Raw genomic sequence first — 22,869 nt, forward strand, 5'->3', positions numbered from 1 at the left:
TCACCCGTTGCAGATGGTGGTAACGGGGAATTTGAAGCGCAGCCAGCTAAGACGGAGACAAGCACCATGACAATTAATTTATTCATGAGAATTACCTAATGGAAATTTTAATTACTGTGAAGTGGATTAATGGTTATCAGGACGCGCGTGAATTATTCCGAGCAATGACTTTTTGAACGACTGCACGGCCAACTCGACCAGTTCCATAGCCAGCTCCAGCAGACAGCCCGGATGACTCTCTTTGCTTCCAGGATTTTCCTTTAGAACCTTCGATGGTGCCACGGCCAGCGTTAACAGTTCCACGAGCAACACCGCCAGCAGCTTTTGCTGCACCAAAAGCACCAACCGACAATCCCACAGCAGCCATTCCTTGAACAGCACCTTCGAGGCCAACACCAGCTAATTGCGCAGCAAATTTGGAGGATAACCAAACTACAAATGCACATATAACACCAGCAGCACCTGCCATAGCCCCCATTGTAATTAGGTTAGACTCATTAGCTGATGCTTTTATGGTTTCCAATACCCCATTTAAATACTTTATTCCAGATGAGAGAACCAATGTAGCAAACATCAATGTTAGGATTGAGGAAAAAATGGACTGTAACCAGTTATTAAACATAGTTCTTAAAAAGCCAAACATCAAACAAAAAATAAACACTGGGGCGGTAACTGTTAATAGCAGTATCGTAATTTCAGCACTTAAGAATACAATCGTTGTTAATAATAACGCCACCAGGACTCCAGACCATACAAGAATAGAACCAATCCCGCCCTCCATTTTTACGTAAGTTGAAGAGTCTAAGTCTAGAAGAGTACCACTGATTTGCTGGGCTTTAAACCATAACTGATCAAGATAAAACCAAGCGTTATCAGAACCGGATAAACCTGTTTTGAGCCCTTCTAAGGCGCTTATAGAAAGGTCTAGGAGTCCACCTCCATTTTGTAAGAATGCGATAATAACCCCCAACTTCCCCACTTCAAAAACAGTGTCTTCAACGGGGCGTTGAAGCTTACCTGCCATAATACGATACCCTTGCACAAGCAAATATAATGTTATAGAAGCTTGAATCAGAGAAGAGAAAAGCCCAGCATAAAAAGCCATTTTACCTTGGGTTGAGCTTTCAATCGTATTCATGACAAGTTTATCCATAGATTGGAAAAAATCTGTGGCTTCGCCAGGCATAAGTATCTCCTAAGAAATCAGCCCTGAAAATTCAGGGCTAAATTGTTCTATCTACTTTCGCATTAGTGGTAGGAATTTATTTTCCAGTTCAGCATTACCAGAACGAGCAAAACTAATAGCGGCCTTTCTGGCGTTCTCACAGTTTTGACTTGCCTCTCCAGAATCAATACATTCCTTATATACATTGAACGTTTCTTCTGGATGGCTTTTGTACCAAGCTTCCGATTTTGGTTCATCATTACATCCCGAGAGAACTCCAACAAAGATCGATACAACTCCTATATAAATAATCTTCTTCATGACCCCAAATCTCCAAATGTAGGTAACGGTGCATTTATTTGTTGCTGCCGAAACGCTTTTTCGCGTTTCTGTTGCAACAGCTTATCACGCTGCTCCGATGCCTTCATGTTCATTTCCCATTGATTTGAGAGCACGTTGAGCTGAACGCTTTTCGCCTGGATGGCGTTAGCCAGGTCTTGTGATTCTTTCGAATCCTTCGAACCGGCGATGCGACTGGACAAAGAAGCAATGTCATTGAGCGCGGTGTTGATTTTACCCTGTACTTCGGTGGTCTGCTCAATCGCCCATACCTTGTTGACTGTTTCTTGCTTGCAGATATTGATGTAGCTTTGTGCTTGCTTCACGTCGCATACATCAAAGTCTTTATACTTATTATAAAGACTATCCAGCGCCCCAGTTGGAGCACTGTTCGACGTCAACAGATCATTTAAGCTGATCCCTTGCTTTTGAAGGTTGACGATATCGTTTTTCAGGCTTTGCCCCTGAGCGACCAAGCCTTGAATATCCCGCAACCCGGTTGCCGTCATGAGCTGATCTTTGTAAGCCTGGATTTGAGAGCGGTAGTGCTGGGCGGTATCCATCCACTGCCGTGCCTCTGTCGCCCACTGTTTTGCATTTGCTGCCATAGCCGCAGCATCGATAACCGGAATGCCGCTTGCATAAACAGGCAAAGAACCACTTAATACAGCAGCAATAACGAAACCAGCGATTAATTTACGCTTAGCCATTTCATTCACCTTATAAAGCTAAGTTAAGATAGGCATCCAGCCACTGATCTGGCTTCATACCCGGTTGGAAAATAGAGTCAAATATTTCTAGATTATCTTCACTACCACTTAATACTTTTGTATAAACGCCCAAGCACGATAAATCAAAAGAAACCAGTGCAGCAAACTTTTGCACATCCCCTTTGCGCAAAGCAGTTTTAACGATTAAAAACTGCCGTGATTCCGGATCAATATTCTTAATAATTTCAAAATGCACCGGGTCTACCTTAGCACCTTCAACATAATCATTGTAGTCTGCCGCAGGATTCGCCAAATAAATATCCGTTGAGGTCTGCTCAAGCGTGGCTTTGGATATTTTATGTTTTAATACCTCATCCAAAGATTGTGTTGCGAAAATAACGACACCGTTTAACTTACGAATGGTTTTAAGCTTGTTATATACAAAGTCAGCAAAAGCATCATTTGCCAGCCACTTCCAAAACTCATCGAGAATAAGAACCAGTCTTCGACCATCCAGCAAACTGGTAACACGATAAAGGAGGTAAAACGCTATCGGGGAACGCGTATCTTCATCATCGAGAAACTCCGTGCCATCGATACCAAAATTATCAATATTGCTAATATCAAATGAGTCCACATCGTTATCAAAGACCCAACCAAAATCGGCTCCCTTTGCCCATTGCGACAAACGTATACATAACCCATTTTCCTGTGCTTCAACAGTAGTTGATTCATTGAGGTTTTCAAGTACGCGTGTAATGCCAAAAGATCGCAGTTCTTTTGGCAAGTCCATCACATCATCGACCGCTTGGTACAAGTCTATTTCTTGCCTGGCAGTTAATACTTCACCACGTCGAGTAACTATCAGTTTCATCAAGTTTTTGACAAAAACACGGTTACGCTTAGTCGGTTCCAGCTTGAACGGGTTCCAGCCCGTTGATTCACCCGCTTTTACACGAAAATATTCACCACCAAGCGCTCTTACGTTGAGTTCAGCCCCACGGTCTTTATCGAAATACACCGTAGTCATGCGCTTATTTTTAGCCTGTGGAGAAAAGCTCTCAGGATTTGCGTACTTCTGAAACGCATTTTGCAAAAATGTAAGCAGGACTGTTTTACCTGAGCCTGTTGTACCAATGATCTTAACGTTACCTGTTGTCTTACGGTTGAAATCATCCTGCCCCAGCATTGAGTTGTGAACATTCAGATAGTACGGTGCCTGGCTGTTGGTTTTGGCAATGACAATGGCTTCACCCCAGGGGGTTTTATCCCTTTTCCCACTCATCACCGAATGGAAAGAAGTGAGCTCAACAAAGTTCTGGCTACTCACCGGCACCAAGCGCGGCCTCAAGTGGTAAACACCAGGCAATTGAGCGCAGAATGCAGCCGACAACGACAACGTTGACAGCGTTACGATCAGGCCGATATCTGTAAGCGTTGAGCGGATTTGGTTGGTATCTTTAACCAGTTGTTCTAACGAGTCTGCATATACAATCAGAGAGTAATGATACAGCCCAAAACTGATATCCCCAGAGGTAAGCATACTCTTGGCTATTTCGAGATCTTCCTTTTCTTCTACAGCATCGTCTTGAGTGCTTTGAAGCCGTTTTTCCTGGTCATTGATGGCTTTTTTCGCCTCAGCCTTTGTCATGCTAGTAAAGGATTGAGTAAGCACATATTCAACAGGTTCGTATAGAAGTGAATCTAACAATCCCGGTTCAGTTAACTTTGTAAAACCCTTGATTTCGATAGAACGGAAATAACGACGTCGATCAAAATTATTAGCTTGTGCTGAGTCAGAACTAATAAAAATGTCAGCATTGCCAATTAACTCATAAAATGGCGTGTTATTGACTAAAACATCTTGCCAATCTCCAGTGATGAGATAGTTGTAAAAACTAAGCTGCGAAGAGTAGACACGGTTGTTTTTTTCGAATAACCCCAATGCTTTCGGTCGGTAGCGCTGTAACATGCTTTCAACCGAAGAACGCAATTCGTTCATTCTTAAAATGGCGTCATGCTGCGTTTTCTTTTTAAAGCGGTCACCCTTCGTTTTTCTCTCTACCTTCTCTTCTTTATTGAACGGAATAAAGCACAATGTCACGAAAATGCTAGTCCGATAGAAAGGTTTGGCTTTTATACCTGCATAATAGAGTAAGGACACTTTATCAGCAAAAGCATTACCAGATGATGAGTCGAAGTGATCGTAAAATTTACGGCGCACCTTATGCGTATAGAAAGTTACGGCCTCACCTGAGTACGACACGATCCCTTTATTGAGTTGAGTAGCCAACATATCTAACACATCTTGAGTTTGGCATTCAAACGGCTCACCATCAACTTCCCATGTTGCAACCAAATCAGACTTGCGATTTTTAATAATCTCCTTGTCTATATGTGACGAGTAGGGAATTATTGTTTCCAATGGCGCTCTTTGATTTAACTTCATAGCCTCTATAAACTCCGTAACATCAACGGCGTCATAGTTTTGGCAACTTATCGTTGTCACGCCGTAAAACTTATTAATGACTGCATTCCCCTTTGTTTTTATCCAAAGAAACAACAAGTCAAAGTAATGCTCATCTTTAGATGTTTTCCTTCGCATGAAAATAAAGACAATGGGGATCAACGCCCAGATGAACTTAGTAAAAATAAGACCAATCATGAAAAGAGCAAAAAAAACTATTAAAGCAGGGGCAACAGGCACCCCTATTAATAGCGGAGGTCTGGTTAGTGCTTTAAAAACGGTAGCCATAGTTACCCCTTGCTTAATTAGGAAATGACCAAGGCCACGAACTCAGAGATACCAATAACAATAGCGGCACCTATGATGACGTTCTTCATTTCCATCAGAGAGCGGCCATCAAAGAACACTTTGAAACCAACCCATAGACCAGCCAGGGTTGCAGTCGCGATAGCAATGGTGTGCAACCCCGCGATGACCGCATTCAGCATCGTGTTCACTTTATCAAAACCGTTGGCAGCGTTCGCATTGACGCTAACGGAAATCAAAGCGAACAGAATAACGGTATTGATAGTGGACAGTTTTTTTTTAGCGAACATAGAATTTCCTTTAAGTTTTTGAAAGTTGTAAATCACCACGAATAAGACGTGATGGATATATGATGGTCGGTTCATTCGATGCCTTTCCTTTCTCGCCTACTTCCTCTTTCTTTACATCCCCCTTATCTTCCTTAGTGCTGGGTACAATATATTTTTTCCCTGGTGAATCGAGATAGCCAATACGTTCTACGTAACTCGTCTGATTGAATTCAGACTCCTTTTTATTCCCGGTTATAAAATTCCCGGAGTAATAGCAACTCAAAGCATTCTTGAGCGTTTCTCCCCTGATGTAGCAGTCGGTGATGATTTTTTCGAACACAGCCAAGTTAATACACGGATTGAATAACTTTTCGGCATTAACATTAAACTTCTTAAAATTGGAACTTGTTATTTGCATCAACCCCACTGAGTATCGCCGTTTTTTAGACTCAATTGATTTTACGATAGACAGCGCTTCCGCCTTATTACTAGGCAGATAGGTTATGACGCTTTTGCCGTTTTTCTTTCTGAGGTCTTTTGGAATTATTTCTGCAATTGCATAGGGATTAAAGCCAGACTCCACCCTAACAACATCCATCGCTGTATCAGGGTGTACAGTGGCCGCGCACTGCATCGCAAGTGCGATAAATGTTGTGGCTGAAATCATAACAACCTCTATCTAAATAAAATATATAATGGGATTGACCAGAAAAAAAGCAGGGCAATGAAAATAGAATGCCATGTGTATCTAATAATTAAATGCATAGTCGCTCCAAATGGTAGCGGCTTTTATTCTTCTCTACTGAACGCCTTAATAATATCGTTCTTTACTCTCTCGCCTTGCTGATCGATAAGATATTGGAAGAATTGAGCCGTTGTTATTTGTTTTCCCGTCATAAATGACACTTCAATGGCTAGCTTTTCTACAACTTGCTTTCGGGCAGCGCCGATATAAATGACGCCTCCCGCCGAAGAAGGTTTTTTTATTCGATCAAGGCCTGGGTTAGATGACATGGATACTCCTGATAAGGATGAAAAGAAACACCGTTGATAAAAACCAACGGTGTTGTATAAATGAGGCTTTTGAAAAAGATATTAATGCGCGTTTCTGACGAAACCATCCAGAAAGCTGATGAGAGAAGCCATTCGATTAACAGGTTCGCTCTGTCCGTTAATCTCTTCCAGTTTTGCCATGAGTTCGTCAGGCACATTACTGTAAGATGTCGATTGGTCACTTTGATCAACTTTCGCCAGTTCTAGATACCGTAGACCATCGATGACGGATTCTGGTAAGGGGCGAATTTTTCCTCCAATTTTTACAAACTCGTTCACACCTATGAGCTGCGTGATTTTAGTGGTGTGAACCACCTCCGGATCGAAGTGCAAGAAAAGGTAAGCAGGGAACAAAGGGCGCTGATTGATTCTAACGCTTGTTTTACTGTCCGCCCTCTTGGTGATGACCGTAAGCTTTGGTGTGTAATGTGTGACCGATAAGCGCTCAAACCCAGCCAGGATTTGCTGGTACGCTTTCGGGCTGTGGTAAAGCAGAAACCAACCCTTCATAGAACCTCCTTTCCACGCTGACGCCCAAGGCGATCCAGGTGGATATCCCCAATACGCGCCACGTCATAACTGTACGCATATACAGCATTATGTGAAGCTATGGCATGTGCAACGCTCGTTGTTGTTTGGTGATTCTCTGGTGTTGCTAAAAAGGCAACATTATAAATAACAAGTGATGGTAAACGTGTGCCCATGTTTCCATTACTTATCAGGTTTTATAATGGTTCCGAAGAGATTAAAGGTAGCACGTAAGTATGCTGGTCTATCCCAGGAAAAACTTGGTGTCCTCAGTGGGCTGGATGAAGTTTCTGCACGGGCTCGTATATCAAAATATGAGCATGGTACAAACCGGCCTACCTATGAATTGACACGTCAATTCGCCAAAGTCCTCGACGTCCCTACATGCTACTTCTATATCGATGATGATGGCTTTGCCAACCAGGTCTTAGCGCTGTATGACAAAATCAACAACCCTACCATGCCGCCGCGTACATTCTATTGATGTTATACCACGCTGACGCCATTCCCGATCCAGATGAGGGGGAAGAAGGAGGGACTCGATCATGTTGTTAACTATCTAAATACTGCTACATTCATATAATATCAAAACTTCCGGCCAAGGAAAGCATAAAAATCAATTGCACTATGCCATTTTTTAACGCGAAAACAGCGATTTATTCTATGTAATACACAAAATGCAGTTGATATCACCATTAGTAAATGCATATCTAGATCAATCGATCAGCTCAACCACCCAACGCAAACAAAAATACTTTTTTCCTTTATCATTGTATCGCTAATCTTAACCGATCAATATCAATAACTTGCATACAAAAGTGAGAAATATGATTTTTCAAAACCCACCTATAAAATATGTAAAAACAGGATTATTACAAAATATAAAATATATTACAAAAAACATATATTAGATATATTACTGATTGGATTTAGAGCATTTCTGTAACTGACTAGGCAGTTTACCTTAGAGTTTGAAGAAGCCGACTCGAACACCCACTTTTTCCTGATTCTGCTTCATGATACTCATCTTGGCATCCTGGAACTGCCTAATGCTCATGCCTTGCTTGATAGCCCTCTGCGGGTCGCTGAGCACTTCAACCTTGTTGAAGTTGACATGGCGATCGATACCCATGACACCCTTATTCTCTATAATCCAATTATTCCGTTTTGTTTCTTTATAGCCCTTCACCTCTCCTTGTTTGTCGAACAACGGGACTTTTACGGTCGTTTCACCTTCTTTTTTTATCTTTATGACGCTGCCCTTATTCACCTTTTCTCGCAGCAGCTCACCAGGAAGATTCGTTCCCCAAATAGTAACCTCTTTACCGCCCTTTATTGTTTTCAGTTGAATGAAGTTTTGGCGCTTATTTTTAGGGTCATTTTTGAAATGTGTTCTGCCAAAATCCACCACTTCATAAAGATCACGGGTGCGATCAGGTTCTGATTTTAAATTATGTTTCAGGGCAAAATCATGTTTATGAGTTGCTTTGACGTTATAACCTTTGTTCTGTAGTTTCTGTGCAAATCCAGAACGTAAATCTCGCAAATCAGCTTTGCGGATGTTAATCCTAACGCCTGAATTATCAGGGATGCGCATAACCACATGAACATGTGGATTATCTGTATCGTTGTGATAAGCCATGATGAATCGGTTATCAGGGTATTTTTCTTTAATTACGTTCTGAACGGCATCAAGCATATCTTCCTGGGAAACACCTACAACTGCATTAGTGTTAAACATCATGTTATGAGAGATATTTGGGTTTTTATCATCATCGATTCTTAGCCGATCTTCTGGAGAAATCATATAGTCGTTAGCGTCCGTTATATCACTTCCACCTTCGTATTCACGCCCTTCATCATCTCTCAATTTTAATTCTGACTCACGGCTAATATAATTTATAGAGTTTTTTATACCCTTGGCTGTTTTGGCATTGCCGGTTATCTTAACCATCACTTCACGACTAGCACCCTTGGAGGTTATGCGCTGCTTCACGGTCTTATGATAAGCCGTACCACCATTCCTTGCTTTATGAGCAAGCGGATTTTTCGCTGCTCTTTCACTTCGGGCTTTCTTGATTTTATACTCTTTATCAATACTAACGCCCATTACGCGCACCTCTTTTACGATAATTGCTTCTATTTATACCCAATGTAGTCAAGTTATCGACCTGTGACTTTAAAGCTTCAATATTAGCATTAAGCCGTTTAACGTCTTCCCAAAAACCGTCATCGTTTATAGTTAACATTTGTTTTTTTGAAATAATATAGTGAAGGTTTCGCCCTACTACATCTACAGCATTTCGCGCACGTCTGAGCTCGGCAACTTCATCCGGGTAAAGAGCCGGATCGCTTCTTAATGATGATGCCAATCTAAACCTTGATTCCTTTGATAAAGACCATCCATTTTTAACAGCCTCAATTTGTAATTTTTCTTTGAGTTCTAGGCTAACCTTTACATTCAATTTTTCAGAGTTATCAGCAAAGTCAAAATCCTTTGCATCATAGCTGAATGCCTCATTATTAGTTATAATTGTCATGGCGATCTTTTTTAATAATGAAGCAGGAGTGAGTCCAGCTTTTGCGGCTTCTGATTTTAAAATCGTGTCAGCTTCGCGGTCTAACCGTATTTGTATTTTTTTGCTTTCATCCTTCATCGAGAGCCTCCGGCAGCGTGGCAAATTGCTACATATACGGAATAAAATGACGTCATATGTGGCTAATTCGCCTATTTTGCCTCGACTTGTGATCCTTTGCAAGCCCGCTAACCGCCCACATACTGCTGATTAATTTTATTATTCGCTGATAAAGCAGTGAGTTAACGCATCTAGATGTTTTCGCTACGCGAAACCATCAAGACAACGGAAATCACGCCAAGGCCGACGCAATGCGTCAACCTGGCCGCTCACCGTTGCAAGTGCGTTAGAAATGGTTCTGTGTCGCTTAGATTAATTTTGGCTTAGCAGAGCGGAGGGAGGGGTTTCGCGCTATGCAAGTGTGTAACGCCTTCGGCGGCTGCGGGGGAATGAAACACCGGCTATCTTCTGTTACGTTCTTTTCCCCCTAACATGCCCTTTCGGGCATAAAAAAGGGAGCCTAAGCCCCCTTCCCTTATTGTATTTTAGTTAAGTCGTATTTACTGCCGAACCATTCGACTAGCTGCGCAGGAGTCTCTTTTGCCTCAAATGCTTGTTCGATAAAATCTTCACTTAGAGACACATCCTCCATCGTTAGCCCATATTGGTGCTCAAAAATTCGTTCAACGCCCGCCTTGTAGCAGTGAATTGACTTCATGTAAAGCGCCTTGTCGGTCATAGCGCATATCCCCGCAGGTAATCTACCATGTGGGTTTGTTTTCCGCTTGCGAGCTGTGTTGCCAGCTGTATAATGTCAATTGGCATCTTTAATTCCTCGACAGTCTTAGATTTGCCTGAGAGCCGGATTGTTAGCGCAACCCGGCTTTCTTTTTTAGAAAGGTTGAATTACTTCGTTTACTTCTTTAATGACATATTTCTTTTGAGCATTGTTCTGACCAAAAAGATAAGCGGCATCGTATTGATTTAATGCATTTGTGATATTGCGGCATTCAACCAATTCACCAGTTATATTTTCAGCAATGAAAACAACTTCAAAGCGCGTTAAGCGGAGGGTGTCAATGTTGCGGGTAGTATTATTCATATCTTTAACTCCAATCACCTACGGGGTGTACCGACTGAACCACTCTTGATTCAATAAATTCATTATACATCGTTTGATCTCCAGTGCAATATTTAAATAAAAATTCCCTATTAAAAGGGCAAATTAATTAAATCCTTTGAACTTTGACAACCAAGGTGGGCCGAATTGGTTCCGTATTTGTTGCAGCGTTCCACTAACTGATGATAGCACACCTGGATAACTCGACTTTATCCAATAATATCTAAGTTCCTTTTTCCAGTTTTCGCCGTGGAGTTCCATTACTTTTCTAATTGCATTCTTTTGTTGTTCGTCCATAACAAATCTCCTTTAATCTGAAATTTTTATGATATAGAAATTACTCGAACCTGTTATTTTTTTCCCCATGCCAGCGCTTTTTAGCGCATCATCATAGGTAAAGTTTGAAGTATATTTTCTATGCTTGTCATTATATTTTTGAGTGACTATCCATTTCTTACCCAATTCAAACGCGCAAAAAACCTCGTTCACATCACTGATAAAGTCATATACTTCACTAAGTTTTATTTCAATAATTTCCATGATTTAATATCCTATCATCGTTCGGGATGTTCCGATTAAGTAGCTTCTACTTAATAAATCCATTATACATCGTTTGATATCCAAGGTAAATAGCATAAAGAAAATACATAAAAAATGGCGGGTTTCCCCGCCTTGTATTAATTTGTTTTTTCTAACTGTCTTTTCCCTTTCGCTTTTCGTTGTCCATTTGTTCCGTACATTTCGCGAATTTCTTCGATGGTATGCGTTTTTCTGTTGAAAACACTTTTATGTTCCTCTGGTCTGTAATACCACACTTTTTTAATTGGAGCCCATTTGCATTTTAGTGCTTTAAGTATTTCTTTATGACTTTTAGTTTCACCACGGATCCAAACCCAGTTTCCTATCACTTCAAAAACAACCCCTTCCAACGTCACAATCGTTTTTAATACGCTTTCAATTTCATCACTGTAGTTATAAACATCTTCTTCATTCGGTGACTGGGATTGTTTTATTTTTTCAAGGTTATTTGTAAGGAATTCATACGCCGCATTAATCATTTTCATCATTTCTGCGCCGATTGGGTTTTTATCTGGATGATACTTAACAGCGAGGCGTTTAAATGCTTTTTTCAGTTCTGCCTGATTAACTTCACCAGTCAAACCGAAAACATTAAGGGCTTCTTGAATGTTCATATTTTTATTCCTAGCGCCGATCGGGGCGTACCGTTCAAATCACTGCTGATTTGATAAAACCATTATACATCGTTTGATATCAGCTGCAAGGTGTTTATGCACGTAAGTGCATGAAAAGCGGCACTATAAAGCCAAATTTTATACAATTTCCAACCCGCTGATACCCGCCCTTGGGCGGTGCAATATTGCATAGAGCAAAACCCCACCCCTTCCTGCAAAGCCTATACGCGTCATCAGACGACGTACAAGTAAACCGCTCCCTTACCTCGGTGAGCGGTCAGAACGACGCCCAGCGACGTTTTGAGCGTGATTTCCGAGGCGTTAGCGACTGCGCACGCGCAGACGGTTACGTGGGAGGATGCAGAGGACAAACAGAATGGGATTAATACAATCAAAAATGGAGTTAATGACAGCTGACCAGGCACAGAAATGATGGTGTTTTCATGCCTGGCGCCCAATGGCAGGACGAGCCTTTGACATCAAATTGACAAATACGGGTGTTTACCAGCTAGCAGGAGCAAATAATTATACTCTCCTACAGTCAGCGTTCCGCGCGTGTTCGGGTTCTCTTTGGACTGCCAGCTGCGCGATAGACAACCAAATAGTGCTGCGGCTTGTTCTACGCTCAGCCCGGCCTCTTCCCGCGCTCGCCTAACCTCATCAGCCGTAGGTTTATTCTGTACCGTCACCAACTCCGGCTGTAGCTGTGTCATCGTATGCTGCGGGTGCTCACCAGCCAACAACAGCAAAAAATGATACTCACCAGGTCGAATGCCAATTGTCTCTTTTGACGTTTCAGACTCCTTTTTCTGCCACGTTGCCAACGTAACACCAAACAATGCAGCCAATTCTTTTTGCGTCAAACCTAACTGATTTCTCAATTTAGCAATATCGTTGCCGCGCGGGACTATCATTCTTCACCCTTAAAAAAATCAGAATCGAGTAAAATTTTTGTTGAACGTAACTTAGGTAAATCTAGCCCTTTTAATTCTTCCTTGCTGTTTGCGGTAAACTGTGAGACTTGATCCACAAATTCTTTTTCTGTTCCGTCAGGAAAGCGTTTACGTTTGATTCGTGTAAACACGACTTCTAATTGCCCGTTATCCAATTTAAAAACTTCTGTTTTGAACGTATTCATGCCGCTGGAACCGGCATGATGATAGACGCAGGTCTTAGACATTGCTTTGCCCTCTTAGCTGGCTAATAAATCCAGCGATCCGAATAGTTTCATCCATCGTTAACCCTTTGAGGTTGAGTTTATAGTTTTCATAGCAGTAATGTTGAACCTCACCGCTGATCCCTTCATGGTTCAACCCACACACTCTATCGCTGTGGCCGTAGCGAGGCCGTTCGACGCTGACTAAGCGGCTCAGTGCATCGATGAACCAACCTTTAGCCTGTTTCCGTTCAATCTCTCTTTGTCGATCGCTGGCTGCTTGCGCAAGTTTGTCTAGGGCTCCGGCCAATAACCGCGTACGGATATCACGGCTGATCGCGGTTGGTGTTTTACTATGAGACATATTAATTACGTTGTCGCTGCGGTGGTCGATGACGGCCAGCAACCGAAACTGGTGATATGAGCATGTGATTATGATGCTGTAATGCCGATACTCAGGAGAGCGCAAGACTTGACGCCATTGCTGAGATTGCAGGCGGTCTATATGCCACCCGTCGCCGAGTAGCAAACAGACTTGCTCAAGGGTGATAATCTGCTGTTTTGAAAACTCTTGCATGTTGTACTCCTATCGCCAATCGGGGCGTACCGTTATTAATGAATTACCGTTTATCGGCAGTTAAGTAGACTTCATCCCCTGCCCTTTTTCCAACTGCGATCACTAGCAGAACAATTTCGTTATCGATGACTTCATAAACCAGTCGATAACCGGATGACCGAAGTTTGATTTTATAGCGGTTTTGGCGGCCACTGAGCCGGGAGGCTGGCACATGTGGGTTCTCTAACCGCTCAGCTAGCTTTTTTTTCAGTTGCTCCCTGATCGGGTGTCCCAGCTTTTCCCACTCTTTAAGAGCCCGTTTTTCGAACTTGAGTTTATAGGTCATCGAGAGAAACGCTCACAAACTCGGCATCTTTCATGCGCTCATCAGCGATTTGATTCAACTCGGCATCTTCGGCCAGTTCGCGATAATAGGCGTAAAGCTCTGGGGGGACGCAGTAGAATGCAGGTTCGTTGCGATTGAGGATCGCGACTGCTTCACCGTCACCATCGGCAACGGTTCCCATAGGATTTTTTTTCAGGTCGGTGATAGACGCCGCCGTTGTTGTTAAGATTTGGTAGGACATATGCACCCTCTCCACCCATCAGATTAGAACACCCATAATAGCACCATTAAAAACACCTTTCAACGTGTTCTAGCTTTGGAATTCATCTTCAAAAGGTTCCATTAATTCATTTATATATTTAATCCCAACTTTGTTTTTTATGTCTTCTTTTAGTCGTTGGCAGATTAATTTAACGGCATTTGTAGTAGCTGCCAATTCAATTTCGCAATCATAGAGCCGTTCTAGCATGTATGTTATTTTTGTTATATTAGATCCGTATTTAGAATTGGCATAAATTAAAAATTTACCCCCTTCTTTATCATTATGCTTTTCCATGAAAATGGTTGCAATCGAATCTTCATCATAGACAAACTCATCAATGACTATTTTCTTTATTTTTTCAGGGAGACTTATTTCAATAAAATCAACATGTATTCCTTTCATTTTCTCGAGGAACTCAATGAAAGGAGGATAGGTCTGAGCAAAGGAAATGAATTTATCCGCCGGGACTGAACAAGTATAGAAACAGTGAATACCGTCATCCATTTTTGACTGAAATCCTAAATCACGGTCATAGTAGCTTTTGCAAAACTCAACTAAGTCGCATAAAGCGTTTTTCTCGGTTAACCGTTCGTCGGCAATTATCGTCTGTTCCTGGGTTTGCGCGTAATAGTCAACATCACCGGCACTGATCGCCTCAAGGATCGCAAAATCCATCAATTCGCACTGAGACAGAATACTCATCTCAATACGATGCATCTGTATGTTATTGATTCCAGCCATTAATAATTATCCTTGTGATGTAAACAAATACAGCCGAAGCATCTCGAGGCTCGGCGACCAGTAAGCCTAAGCGACAGCCCAGCAAAAGCAAGTGGCAATGCTGAAGAGAGCTAAAAAGCCCTCAGCCGGTTGTAGAGCGTTTTGCGGCTTTATCGTGATGAGTTGCATTACCTAACCCCGTATAGCGCCTCTGAGAGCGTTTTAGATAGACTCAAAAGGATCCATTTCGGATCTTCCCCACCGCTCGCCGCAGTTTTGACTAGCGTAGGCAAGCATAGCGCAGCCGTAGTCTGTCAAAACGAGGAAGCGGAATTGCCACGGCGTTTAGTGTGAGCACGTTCACACAGTAGCATATTGGGGCGATCAGGAGGTCTGACCGTGTTTTTTGAAGCCGGGAGTTATCCACAGGGTTTTGTATTACTGATCTTTTTTTACTTATTAAAAAGACTTACTTCTAACTTACTTAAACTTGATCTTAACTTAATAGACTTAAGTAACATTTATTTAACATTTATAACCTACTGTTATTTCTTAATTAATTATCTTTTTTCTTAATACCGAAACCGTCAAAAGTGAGCGGCTATGCCGTGAAAGGTGAACCCCTATGCCGTCAAAGGTGAGCCGTTATGCCGTGAAAGGTGAGCTGCTATGCCGCTAAGGGTGAGTCGTTATGCCGTTAAGGTGAGCCGTTATGCCGTGAAAGGTGAGCCGGTGTGCCGTGAAAGGTGAGCTGCTATGCCGTTTAGAGTATGGAAACCTTCCTTACACGATGAGTTAACCGCTAGATTTGCACATATATCACTGTGATATATGTGATATGTCCAAGATTATTAAGATAAAAAATTGAAGGGTGAGCCGGTATGCCGTTAGTGAGTTGTCGCTTAAGTTGAAAGGTGAGCTGTTATGCCGTGTGGGGTTTTCCGTGCTCACCTATCAATGAGCGAAAGGTGAACTGGCTAGTTTTATGAGTTCACCTTTGGGTGAGAATCGTTGTTTACGCGTTCTCACTTTTAGGTTATGTTTTAGCTAATGGATGGTCAAACAGGATTTTTTATGAAATTAGCTAACGTTACACCGAAGACTAAAATTCGTCATCGTAATGAGATAAATACAACATTCTCTATGCTACCTTTATCAGCTCGCCGAATCTTGTTTATGGCTATAGCTCAGCTTGATTCTAAAAGGATGTTGGAACAAGGCCAGTCTTTTAAGATATCTGCCAAAGACTACTCATTAATAGCCGATGTGGACATATCTGTAGCTTACAAGCAACTTAAAGAAGGTGCTAGCGAGTTACAATCCAGTATCATCAGTATACCAAAGAGCCAACTTTTAGAACCCTTTGCAAGGGCTGGCGATCCACTTTTGCCAAAGAAAGGAAAAAAATCACCACCTGATACTATACGTTCATTAAACCTGACTGAATATTGTGATTATGCAGATAGTGAGTCAACAATTGAGCTAAGTTTTTCAAGGCATGTTGAGCCGTACATCTGTCGACTTAAAGATAACTATACGACTCAAGTTCTTTTATCAACGGTCAGACTGACAGAAACTAACGCAAGCTCTCTTTATCAGTTGATACGGAAAAAAATAAGTTTAGGTAAAAGAAGCTACTTTGATATTACAGTCGATGAACTGAAGGAGGAAATGAATCTTTTCAAAATCATCGATAATGAAAAGGTTTACTCTTATCCTGAGTTTAAGATTTTCAACCGAGACTTCATAAAAAAGAATGTTGACTTGATTAACAAAATAACGGAAATACAACAACTAAAATACGAGGTTATTGAGAAAGTGGCGCGAAAGGCTTCTAAAATTCGCTTCTCCTACTCTGTAAGTAAAGAGAGTGAAGCAGAAGATGATTTTGTAGATGAGGCGCTGGAGCTAAATAAAAAAGGTGAAATGAAAGTATCGGGTAACAACTATCGGCGTGATATCAATGAAATCTCTGAGCCTGACACAGAAATCCCGCCTGGCTTTAGAGGTTAAGGAGGCTTTATGTCAAATATCTATCAGTTCCCACAAGGCAAGGAACGTCAGCGTTTCAAGTCAACGGTCAAGAAAGCCAGGAACAGACGCAAACGCGCTAATGCATCAAACACCCTCCTATCCTGGATAAGTTCGGGTTGGTTTTATGGCCGACTTAGCCTGGCCTTTGTAATTACTGCTTTCGCCCTTTTTGTGATCAACTTGCTTTATTCGTTTAGAAAGCTGCTAACGTTTTTAACTTTGGTGCTGGGGCTTATTCTTTATTACACCGTCTACGAACACCACTTTTACAAAGGAACTGACTTCACTCTGCTTTTTTGTATTGGTGCTGTTATCCTGGCACAAGCAGGTTTTGGCCTTAACTTCCTTATGCTTCGATACAAGCCATTCTTTAAGCTTCTTGGTGTTTGCGATAAAGATTCTACTGAGCTAAATCACGTTAGTGACACAGCTCATAATCAGCATGGCTGATGCGGGCGCTACGCGGCACAACCCTTTAGCGCTGCAACGCCTTTTCCTTGTGCTACCATAGAGAACAGTGAAGAATGATCAGCACCATGCAGCAAAGAGAAACAAACGATGCAAGATAGGCAAAGTGTTCCCGTTTGACGTCATTTCATTCCGTCATCCGCTTACACTTTGCCAACCCTGCCGGTGGCTCTCGGAGTTGCTACGCAACAGAAGGACATGAAAAATGGATTATCAAAAACGCAACCCACTAACTGACTCTGAGAAAGAGTTTTATGTAAACCTGCTACAGCTTTGCCCGCCTGGTATGGCTGTATTTACAAAGATAAAGCTGGCCGAGTTGGTGAAGCCGACAGCTGATCCAGGAAGTGATAAGTTCTATGTTGACGTAAAAAAAATACTTAGCTATACCGTCGATTTTGTCGTTTATGATTTGAATTCTAATTGTACTGTTGCAGTATTGGAATTTCAACCAGATGGAGAATCAAATAAAGAAAAAGAGGTGTTGTTGAATCAATGCTCACTTGAATTGAAATTTAAATACTTTCGTCTGAACACTCTTGTTGATTTATATAAAATTGATTTTTAGAAAAGGTTTTTATTTATGCAAAAACTAACTAACTCTACACGAAACCAACACTATATAGCTCAAGTTGAGCAAAGACTTAATTCAAGTTCAAATTTAACCAGTTTGTCTAATCCTAGAAATGCTAAAATATTTGAATTTAAAATATCCGATATAAAAGAAGGTTCACATAAGCCTAGTTTGAAATTAATGGGTAACAAGAGCATACATAGTGTGTTATCAGTTCAAGATATTTTCACTATCCAACATTTGCCCAATGGTTTAAGCGTGAACTTCGAATCATTATTTCAGCGATATGAGAATGATTTTTCTAATCATGTTAACTTGTTTCTAGATTGCGTGGTGAAGATCAAGGATACAATCCCACCTGATCAAGAAAGCATTGAGTCCCATGATACCAACTTACAAGGCTATATTAAGTGTGTTTACAAATACAAAATTATGAATTGGCTTAGAAATCCTTTTCACATAAAAACGGTTTTAAAAAATTTTTCACCGTTCGGGTCATATGTCATTCAAAGTCAGAACGGACTAGATTTGTACAATGCGATCGATACCATTAACCAATCCCAGTGTAATTACATCTGCACTAGATTTTCTATTTCTATAGATGAATATAAAGAATGGCTTCGCCTTATCCTCCTGTTCCTTTATCAAGATAGCTCTTGCCATGTAACTGTGCTCGATGATTATGTTGATAACTTCTTTTCTGCTACTGATTTATCAACCTCAGCATATATTTTTTATTATGATACCGATTCGCCACTACTTCCTGATAGTGCAATTGTTGTTGATGAAGTTAAAGGGAACCCATCATTTTATATGAATATTTCAAAAAATTGTTTGCTATTAATACAGCATGTAGTTATCGATAACGAACAATCGAAAGAAAGAATGGATAAGATCGGGGTAAGTGAAGAGCAGCGAGAAAAACTAAACGCAATGCTTGCTGGAAACAAAAGAGTAAAAGTTTTTTTAAATGACCTTCGTGTTTTAAATGGATTCAACGAGTTTTGCGTCGGAACAGCCTCATCTGTTGTTTATAGTTCCTCCAATAAAGTGCATGATTTTGTCGTTGAATGAGAAAAGCCCCGAAAGGGGCTTTTTTTAATTCCACCTTCCAGGGCTTCGCAGACTGATTTCACCTAGCAACATCAGCAGGTCGTTATCGTCTAACTTAGCCAGGGTTTTTAAAGCAGCACGGATGACGTTAGTTTTTGTCGCGCCGGTTCTTTTGGCGGTGTTTTCTACAAAATCTTTTTCCTCTTCCGTCAAGGTAAACAATGTGGGTTTAACCTTTTTACGGGATTCTGGACGTTTATCCCCTTCACGAATAAATGCTGTTACTTGTTCCGTAGCAGTTACCGACTCACTATCTGTTGTAACTTTACGGCTTGGTAATTGCACTTTAGGTTTGGTTGACATAATGATTTACCTTTATTTTTGTTTTATCGCGACCAGGGAAAAGATGAAGCCTGCGATAATGCATATACCGCTAAGATGATCTATAACAGAAGTTCGCGGCCCTGGTTCGATATTGTGGTTCTATGGAATTAGAAAATCCCTACTTCATGGCACAGCAATTCAATCTCGCCTTTAGCTTGGCCGTCTTTTGCTTCATGTACTCCCTGCCCTGCGTTAAAGGTTTTGACGTAAACTGTGCGCTCACCGATCCGCTGTTTCGTTGGCTGTAACCAATATTCATCGCTTTTAAGCATATTGGCTAAATCAGTAGCATCGGTGTTACCGCTTCGGGTTGAACACCGGTTAAAGACCAGGTGCGCTTTTAGTGATGGGTTGTGCTTTTCTTGTGCTGTTCTTACGGTTTCTGTCAGGGCCGCTATTGAGTCTATTTCTGATTGCGAAGACGGTTTTATAGGTGATAACAGAATATCGCTCACAGTCAACGCTGAGCGGAATTCCTGGCTATCGTGACCTGCGGTATCAACCAGGACGATATCGTAGCGCTTACTGAGCTCGGTGAGCTCCTTACGCAGATCTCCATAAGCCTCCACGAAGGTAAAGGACGGCAACCCCGCTTCCTGGCGTCGGGAGTACCAGCTTTTGAGACAACCCAGCTTGTCAGAACCCACCATAGCGATGGTTTTGTTTGTCATGTAACGTGCCGCTACGGCGATATTGGCCGCTTTCGTAGATTTCCCTACACCGCCTTTATGACTACCTATCAGTACAATCATGATGACCTCGAGTGTTAGTAATATGTCCGATATATTCAGGTTAACATTTATCTGATATATGTCAACATGAATATATCGGATATATTATCTATGATATATCAGTGATACGTTGTCCAAAGGAAGGAAGTGATGCTTCCAGTTCCGAGGCATGTGGTTGTGGTTATTCGATTTGTGGCGAAAACTGCTTCATATAAGCCACTTCCAACGGATTGCTCCGAGCTAGATAGTGGCTTTTTGGCCTGTTGGGCTATCAGAATCAAGGGTAATTGCGGTGGTAAAGTGGTGGCTATTAAATAGCCGTGGATGATGTAACTAAAATAGTAAGAAGATAAGGGGCTTTGCCCCCTTCAAGTCTTGCAATTACTTTTGAACGACCCACCGTTTCGCGCCGTCATCGTCATTCCCCCCTTCGGCTATGAATACATGTTCGTCGGCATCCACAGCGATCGCTCCTGGGCGCTCATGCTGTGCATCACGCAGACAGTTCTTCCAACCGTAGACTTCACCCGCCCAGATCAGAACAACGCCGTTACTGGTATGTTCTTCATTCTGTTCGCGCCACTTATTCGCTATTTCGATATGACCCATGCTTTCCCTCCTTATAGTGCCAACAGGTTGTTATGAGCACGTTTGTAGTCCTCAATCTTGTTGCGCAATTCATCGCGCTCCCATTTCATAGCGCTTAGCTCACGTCTGAGCTGCTCAATCTCTTCGCAGTGGCGCTCATACGACATCAGCGACTTGAGTAATGTCTGAGAGGCCGTCTTTTCACCTAAGCGATTCCCTACGGCCACCAGGGCTGTGTCGTGCTCTGGCTGTGTCCTGATCGTTAATGTCCCCATTCCTTACTCCTTTGATAGTGTTTTTGCGGCCGGCGCCTGGTTCCGGGTGCCAATTATGCCGTCAATTTCGCGTTGGCCATCGCGCCGGTGCCGATGGTTCTGATAGCAGATTACTTATCGACATCGGTAAATGCGACGTTGCACTTGCCACACAGAATATTCAACCCGGGTTTGCCCCATGCCGCTGCACCGCACTTAGGGCAAACATGTTTATGCCGTGTTTTAGGTTTCGGTTGCAGAACAATCCCTGCCACCTCCGAATCGTCTCCTTCATCGGTAACTTGCACGGATGGCACCAATGCCAACGTCAGCAGCCGTTCAACTTCCGCGGCATCCTGTTGAATTACCCCTGCGGGGTTCGCCTGTAGTGCCTGGGCGAGCGTTTCCCGCCATTGTTCGATTATTGGCGTCAGGTCTTTCGGTTGTTCCACTTTGACCGGAAACCGGTCAAACCAACTGAGCGCAAAGCCGGTACGGAACAGTTCCAGCGTTTCTTTCTGGAAGCGGCCGCCGGGGATTGGGTAATCGTTGATCGACTGACCGAGTTTGTCGCCGCCCGGTCTGCCGGTCGACGATGGCATTAGCCCTACGGCTTCCATCTTCGCTGCCCACTCTGCATTGTGATATCCCTTGCGGGATGGCTTACCGTAGTGGAATTGCCACATATGACACTGCTCATGTACCAATGTCTGCATGACCTCGATCAGCGGGTAGACCGGAAAATACTCAGGGTTGAGGGCTATCTCATCTATCTGCGTGCCGTCCGCCGGTGAAACAAACCGATTACGGCTGAAATAGCCCATCGTGTTCTTTCCGCGCTGGAAGGTAATCAGGCAGTCCGGCAGCTGACCGCCGAACAAACGCTGGTTATAGAAGTCATACGCCTGTTGCAGCTCAGCATAAGCGCGTTCTGTTGCACGGTTAGCCCTCTCCATCTTTGCGTTCCTTAAAGTGTATAATGTACAAAACAGATAATGGCATACATAAATGTATTGTACAATACATTTTGCTATCAAATTTAGGGTTATACATGCGTACCTGGTAGGGGATTTACTATCATTTGAACTTATCTTGATGCGCTGCAGGCGATTGATTTGATGGTTTATGCCTTCATGCGCTAACGCGCATTGAATCCAAAACGTTCATGCTCTCCTTAATGGGCGGCGGCGGATGAAGGGCTGAGAGCCAGCCAGCCCTCAGTTCATCATGCGAATGCAGTAATCATCTTGAAGAAGTTTTCTTGGTTGAACTCAGTACGCTGTACTGGAGCATTACCTACACCGCCAGAGACAATTACCCATCCTGGTAGTTTACTTATCCCATCTTTCCAGTGGAGGCTGAATTTAGATGTGCCTGGTGCTCGATGAATAGTCACTTCGAGGTTACCTTTCACCCCAACGTAATAGAGACCTTCAGGGATGATTTTTAGTGTTTTATCACCATTTTTTAAGGTGAGATTTGATACTTCAAATCGGTCAGTGTTCTCGGTCACTTGCGTTGAGCTGGCACTAGCGGTTACTGGCGATCCATCAAACCACCCCATTATCTCTTGAATCAGTGCTTTTGTATCTTCCTGGAATGCTAATACATCATGTGTAAAGGCCTCTTCACCTTCTTTTTGTGCATTGCCATTCGTTTCTAATTTCTGGAAAAACGCGTCTTTCGCTGACATATTGGTATCCTCTTTTTAAGGTACTAACAATATGGGGGGGGGTGTTCGCTATTTCAACATGTAGCGGGCAGGAAAAGGCAATAAAAACATGATGCCCGATGATAGGTACGCAATGTACCATCGCTCAAAACTGCCCCCGTTTAAGAGGGGATGGGGTCGGCCACCCCGCTTGGCAGACGGTGATCCCTACCCACCAAGTAGAGAGACCAGCCAAAAGAGCCCCCGCTAAGACAGGGATTCTTGCGTTTTAACCTCGCGTTATCCCTTCCAATATGGAGGATATATCCAATATATTGATATATCTGACATATATTTTAGAAACCA

The 22,869-nt window shown here is 42.4% G+C and carries 32 protein-coding genes; 5 read left to right on the forward strand and 27 right to left on the reverse strand.

The annotated features are described in order from the left end of the window. Positions 1-136 precede the first annotated feature (136 nt). From ACKWMY_RS24885 to ACKWMY_RS24920, 8 genes are all read right to left on the reverse strand, one after another. Positions 137-1,186, reverse strand: a complete 1,050-nt coding sequence (locus ACKWMY_RS24885) for a type IV secretion system protein (RefSeq protein ID WP_409487249.1) — start codon at positions 1,184-1,186, stop codon at positions 137-139. A gap of 51 nt (positions 1,187-1,237) precedes the next feature. Next, positions 1,238-1,486, reverse strand: coding sequence for an EexN family lipoprotein (locus tag ACKWMY_RS24890; RefSeq protein ID WP_409487250.1), 249 nt, complete (start codon positions 1,484-1,486; stop codon positions 1,238-1,240). Next, positions 1,483-2,214 (reverse strand): type IV secretion system protein, encoded by a 732-nt coding sequence (locus ACKWMY_RS24895; RefSeq protein ID WP_409487251.1) that lies wholly within the window; start codon positions 2,212-2,214, stop codon positions 1,483-1,485. The genes ACKWMY_RS24890 and ACKWMY_RS24895 overlap by 4 nt, the downstream gene beginning before the upstream one ends. A gap of 10 nt (positions 2,215-2,224) precedes the next feature. Continuing rightward, entirely contained in the window at positions 2,225-4,969 is a 2,745-nt protein-coding gene (locus ACKWMY_RS24900) for a VirB3 family type IV secretion system protein (protein WP_409487252.1), read from the reverse strand. A gap of 17 nt (positions 4,970-4,986) precedes the next feature. Continuing rightward, on the reverse strand, positions 4,987-5,277 hold the full coding sequence (locus ACKWMY_RS24905; protein WP_409487253.1) for a TrbC/VirB2 family protein: 291 nt from the start codon (positions 5,275-5,277) through the stop codon (positions 4,987-4,989). Between the two features lie 10 nt (positions 5,278-5,287). Then, positions 5,288-5,923, reverse strand: coding sequence for a lytic transglycosylase domain-containing protein (locus ACKWMY_RS24910; protein WP_074031983.1), 636 nt, complete (start codon positions 5,921-5,923; stop codon positions 5,288-5,290). 122 nt (positions 5,924-6,045) lie between these two features. Then, positions 6,046-6,270: a hypothetical protein gene (locus ACKWMY_RS24915; protein WP_074031982.1), complete on the reverse strand. Its 225-nt coding sequence runs from the start codon at positions 6,268-6,270 to the stop codon at positions 6,046-6,048. A gap of 81 nt (positions 6,271-6,351) precedes the next feature. Then, positions 6,352-6,819: a transcription termination/antitermination NusG family protein gene (locus tag ACKWMY_RS24920; RefSeq protein WP_074031981.1), complete on the reverse strand. Its 468-nt coding sequence runs from the start codon at positions 6,817-6,819 to the stop codon at positions 6,352-6,354. A gap of 220 nt (positions 6,820-7,039) precedes the next feature. On the opposite strand from ACKWMY_RS24920, the gene ACKWMY_RS24925 reads away from it, so the two are divergent. Further along, positions 7,040-7,321, forward strand: coding sequence for a helix-turn-helix domain-containing protein (locus tag ACKWMY_RS24925; RefSeq protein WP_074031980.1), 282 nt, complete (start codon positions 7,040-7,042; stop codon positions 7,319-7,321). A gap of 480 nt (positions 7,322-7,801) precedes the next feature. Here the strand turns inward: ACKWMY_RS24925 and mobP1 are convergent, their stop codons facing one another. From mobP1 to ACKWMY_RS24990, 13 genes are all read right to left on the reverse strand, one after another. Next, positions 7,802-8,947 (reverse strand): MobP1 family relaxase, encoded by a 1,146-nt coding sequence (mobP1, locus tag ACKWMY_RS24930; RefSeq protein WP_409487254.1) that lies wholly within the window; start codon positions 8,945-8,947, stop codon positions 7,802-7,804. Beyond that, entirely contained in the window at positions 8,937-9,494 is a 558-nt protein-coding gene (ddp1, locus tag ACKWMY_RS24935) for a DNA distortion polypeptide 1 (protein WP_074031978.1), read from the reverse strand. Before ddp1 ends, mobP1 begins: the two co-directional genes overlap by 11 nt. Before the next feature lie 454 nt (positions 9,495-9,948). After that, positions 9,949-10,152, reverse strand: a complete 204-nt coding sequence (locus ACKWMY_RS24940; protein WP_409487255.1) for a hypothetical protein — start codon at positions 10,150-10,152, stop codon at positions 9,949-9,951. Between the two features lie 153 nt (positions 10,153-10,305). Continuing rightward, positions 10,306-10,515 carry a hypothetical protein gene (locus tag ACKWMY_RS24945; RefSeq protein WP_409487256.1) on the reverse strand — a complete coding sequence of 70 codons (210 nt, stop codon included), beginning with the start codon at positions 10,513-10,515 and terminating at the stop codon, positions 10,306-10,308. A gap of 123 nt (positions 10,516-10,638) precedes the next feature. After that, positions 10,639-10,830, reverse strand: a complete 192-nt coding sequence (locus ACKWMY_RS24950) for a hypothetical protein (RefSeq protein ID WP_409487257.1) — start codon at positions 10,828-10,830, stop codon at positions 10,639-10,641. A 12-nt stretch (positions 10,831-10,842) separates the two neighbouring features. Then, positions 10,843-11,073 (reverse strand): hypothetical protein, encoded by a 231-nt coding sequence (locus ACKWMY_RS24955; protein ID WP_409487258.1) that lies wholly within the window; start codon positions 11,071-11,073, stop codon positions 10,843-10,845. Positions 11,074-11,210: 137 nt separating this feature from the next. After that, positions 11,211-11,726 (reverse strand): J domain-containing protein, encoded by a 516-nt coding sequence (locus ACKWMY_RS24960; RefSeq protein ID WP_409487259.1) that lies wholly within the window; start codon positions 11,724-11,726, stop codon positions 11,211-11,213. A 479-nt stretch (positions 11,727-12,205) separates the two neighbouring features. After that, positions 12,206-12,640 (reverse strand): hypothetical protein, encoded by a 435-nt coding sequence (locus tag ACKWMY_RS24965; protein ID WP_409487260.1) that lies wholly within the window; start codon positions 12,638-12,640, stop codon positions 12,206-12,208. Next, positions 12,637-12,906, reverse strand: coding sequence for a hypothetical protein (locus ACKWMY_RS24970; RefSeq protein WP_409487261.1), 270 nt, complete (start codon positions 12,904-12,906; stop codon positions 12,637-12,639). Before ACKWMY_RS24970 ends, ACKWMY_RS24965 begins: the two co-directional genes overlap by 4 nt. Continuing rightward, positions 12,899-13,459, reverse strand: coding sequence for a hypothetical protein (locus tag ACKWMY_RS24975; RefSeq protein ID WP_409487262.1), 561 nt, complete (start codon positions 13,457-13,459; stop codon positions 12,899-12,901). The genes ACKWMY_RS24970 and ACKWMY_RS24975 overlap by 8 nt, the downstream gene beginning before the upstream one ends. Positions 13,460-13,502: 43 nt before the next feature. After that, positions 13,503-13,784, reverse strand: coding sequence for a type II toxin-antitoxin system RelE family toxin (locus tag ACKWMY_RS24980; RefSeq protein ID WP_074031970.1), 282 nt, complete (start codon positions 13,782-13,784; stop codon positions 13,503-13,505). Continuing rightward, complete coding sequence (locus ACKWMY_RS24985; RefSeq protein WP_074031969.1) at positions 13,774-14,025, reverse strand: type II toxin-antitoxin system Phd/YefM family antitoxin; 252 nt, start codon at positions 14,023-14,025, stop codon at positions 13,774-13,776. Before ACKWMY_RS24985 ends, ACKWMY_RS24980 begins: the two co-directional genes overlap by 11 nt. A gap of 69 nt (positions 14,026-14,094) precedes the next feature. Further along, a complete protein-coding gene (locus tag ACKWMY_RS24990) occupies positions 14,095-14,787 on the reverse strand; it encodes a hypothetical protein (RefSeq protein WP_409487263.1) in 693 nt (230 codons plus the stop codon). Between the two features lie 1,053 nt (positions 14,788-15,840). On the opposite strand from ACKWMY_RS24990, the gene ACKWMY_RS24995 reads away from it, so the two are divergent. From ACKWMY_RS24995 to ACKWMY_RS25010, 4 genes are all read left to right on the forward strand, one after another. Next, positions 15,841-16,779 carry a RepB family plasmid replication initiator protein gene (locus ACKWMY_RS24995; RefSeq protein WP_409487264.1) on the forward strand — a complete coding sequence of 313 codons (939 nt, stop codon included), beginning with the start codon at positions 15,841-15,843 and terminating at the stop codon, positions 16,777-16,779. Between the two features lie 9 nt (positions 16,780-16,788). Further along, on the forward strand, positions 16,789-17,250 hold the full coding sequence (locus tag ACKWMY_RS25000; RefSeq protein WP_409487265.1) for a hypothetical protein: 462 nt from the start codon (positions 16,789-16,791) through the stop codon (positions 17,248-17,250). A gap of 223 nt (positions 17,251-17,473) precedes the next feature. Next, the gene (locus tag ACKWMY_RS25005; protein ID WP_409487266.1) at positions 17,474-17,836 is read left to right on the forward strand and encodes a DUF2726 domain-containing protein; all 363 of its coding nucleotides are present in this window, start codon (positions 17,474-17,476) and stop codon (positions 17,834-17,836) included. A gap of 15 nt (positions 17,837-17,851) precedes the next feature. After that, positions 17,852-18,916: a hypothetical protein gene (locus ACKWMY_RS25010; RefSeq protein ID WP_409487267.1), complete on the forward strand. Its 1,065-nt coding sequence runs from the start codon at positions 17,852-17,854 to the stop codon at positions 18,914-18,916. Positions 18,917-18,940: 24 nt separating this feature from the next. Here the strand turns inward: ACKWMY_RS25010 and ACKWMY_RS25015 are convergent, their stop codons facing one another. The 6 genes from ACKWMY_RS25015 to ACKWMY_RS25040 form a co-directional block, all read right to left on the reverse strand. After that, positions 18,941-19,258, reverse strand: a complete 318-nt coding sequence (locus tag ACKWMY_RS25015; protein WP_074031964.1) for a hypothetical protein — start codon at positions 19,256-19,258, stop codon at positions 18,941-18,943. Between the two features lie 128 nt (positions 19,259-19,386). Next, a complete protein-coding gene (locus ACKWMY_RS25020; RefSeq protein WP_074031963.1) occupies positions 19,387-20,031 on the reverse strand; it encodes an AAA family ATPase in 645 nt (214 codons plus the stop codon). A gap of 360 nt (positions 20,032-20,391) precedes the next feature. Then, positions 20,392-20,619 (reverse strand): antirestriction protein ArdR, encoded by a 228-nt coding sequence (locus tag ACKWMY_RS25025; protein ID WP_409487268.1) that lies wholly within the window; start codon positions 20,617-20,619, stop codon positions 20,392-20,394. Between the two features lie 11 nt (positions 20,620-20,630). Next, complete coding sequence (locus ACKWMY_RS25030; RefSeq protein ID WP_074031961.1) at positions 20,631-20,873, reverse strand: hypothetical protein; 243 nt, start codon at positions 20,871-20,873, stop codon at positions 20,631-20,633. Between the two features lie 110 nt (positions 20,874-20,983). After that, on the reverse strand, positions 20,984-21,808 hold the full coding sequence (locus ACKWMY_RS25035) for a SprT-like domain-containing protein (protein WP_409487269.1): 825 nt from the start codon (positions 21,806-21,808) through the stop codon (positions 20,984-20,986). Between the two features lie 269 nt (positions 21,809-22,077). Next, positions 22,078-22,545: a hypothetical protein gene (locus ACKWMY_RS25040; protein ID WP_409487270.1), complete on the reverse strand. Its 468-nt coding sequence runs from the start codon at positions 22,543-22,545 to the stop codon at positions 22,078-22,080. Between the last annotated feature and the right edge of the window lie 324 nt (positions 22,546-22,869).

The sequence above is a fragment of the Serratia sp. J2 genome (genome assembly GCF_046269175.1).
In the GTDB taxonomy this organism is placed as follows: domain Bacteria; phylum Pseudomonadota; class Gammaproteobacteria; order Enterobacterales; family Enterobacteriaceae; genus Chania; species Chania fonticola_C.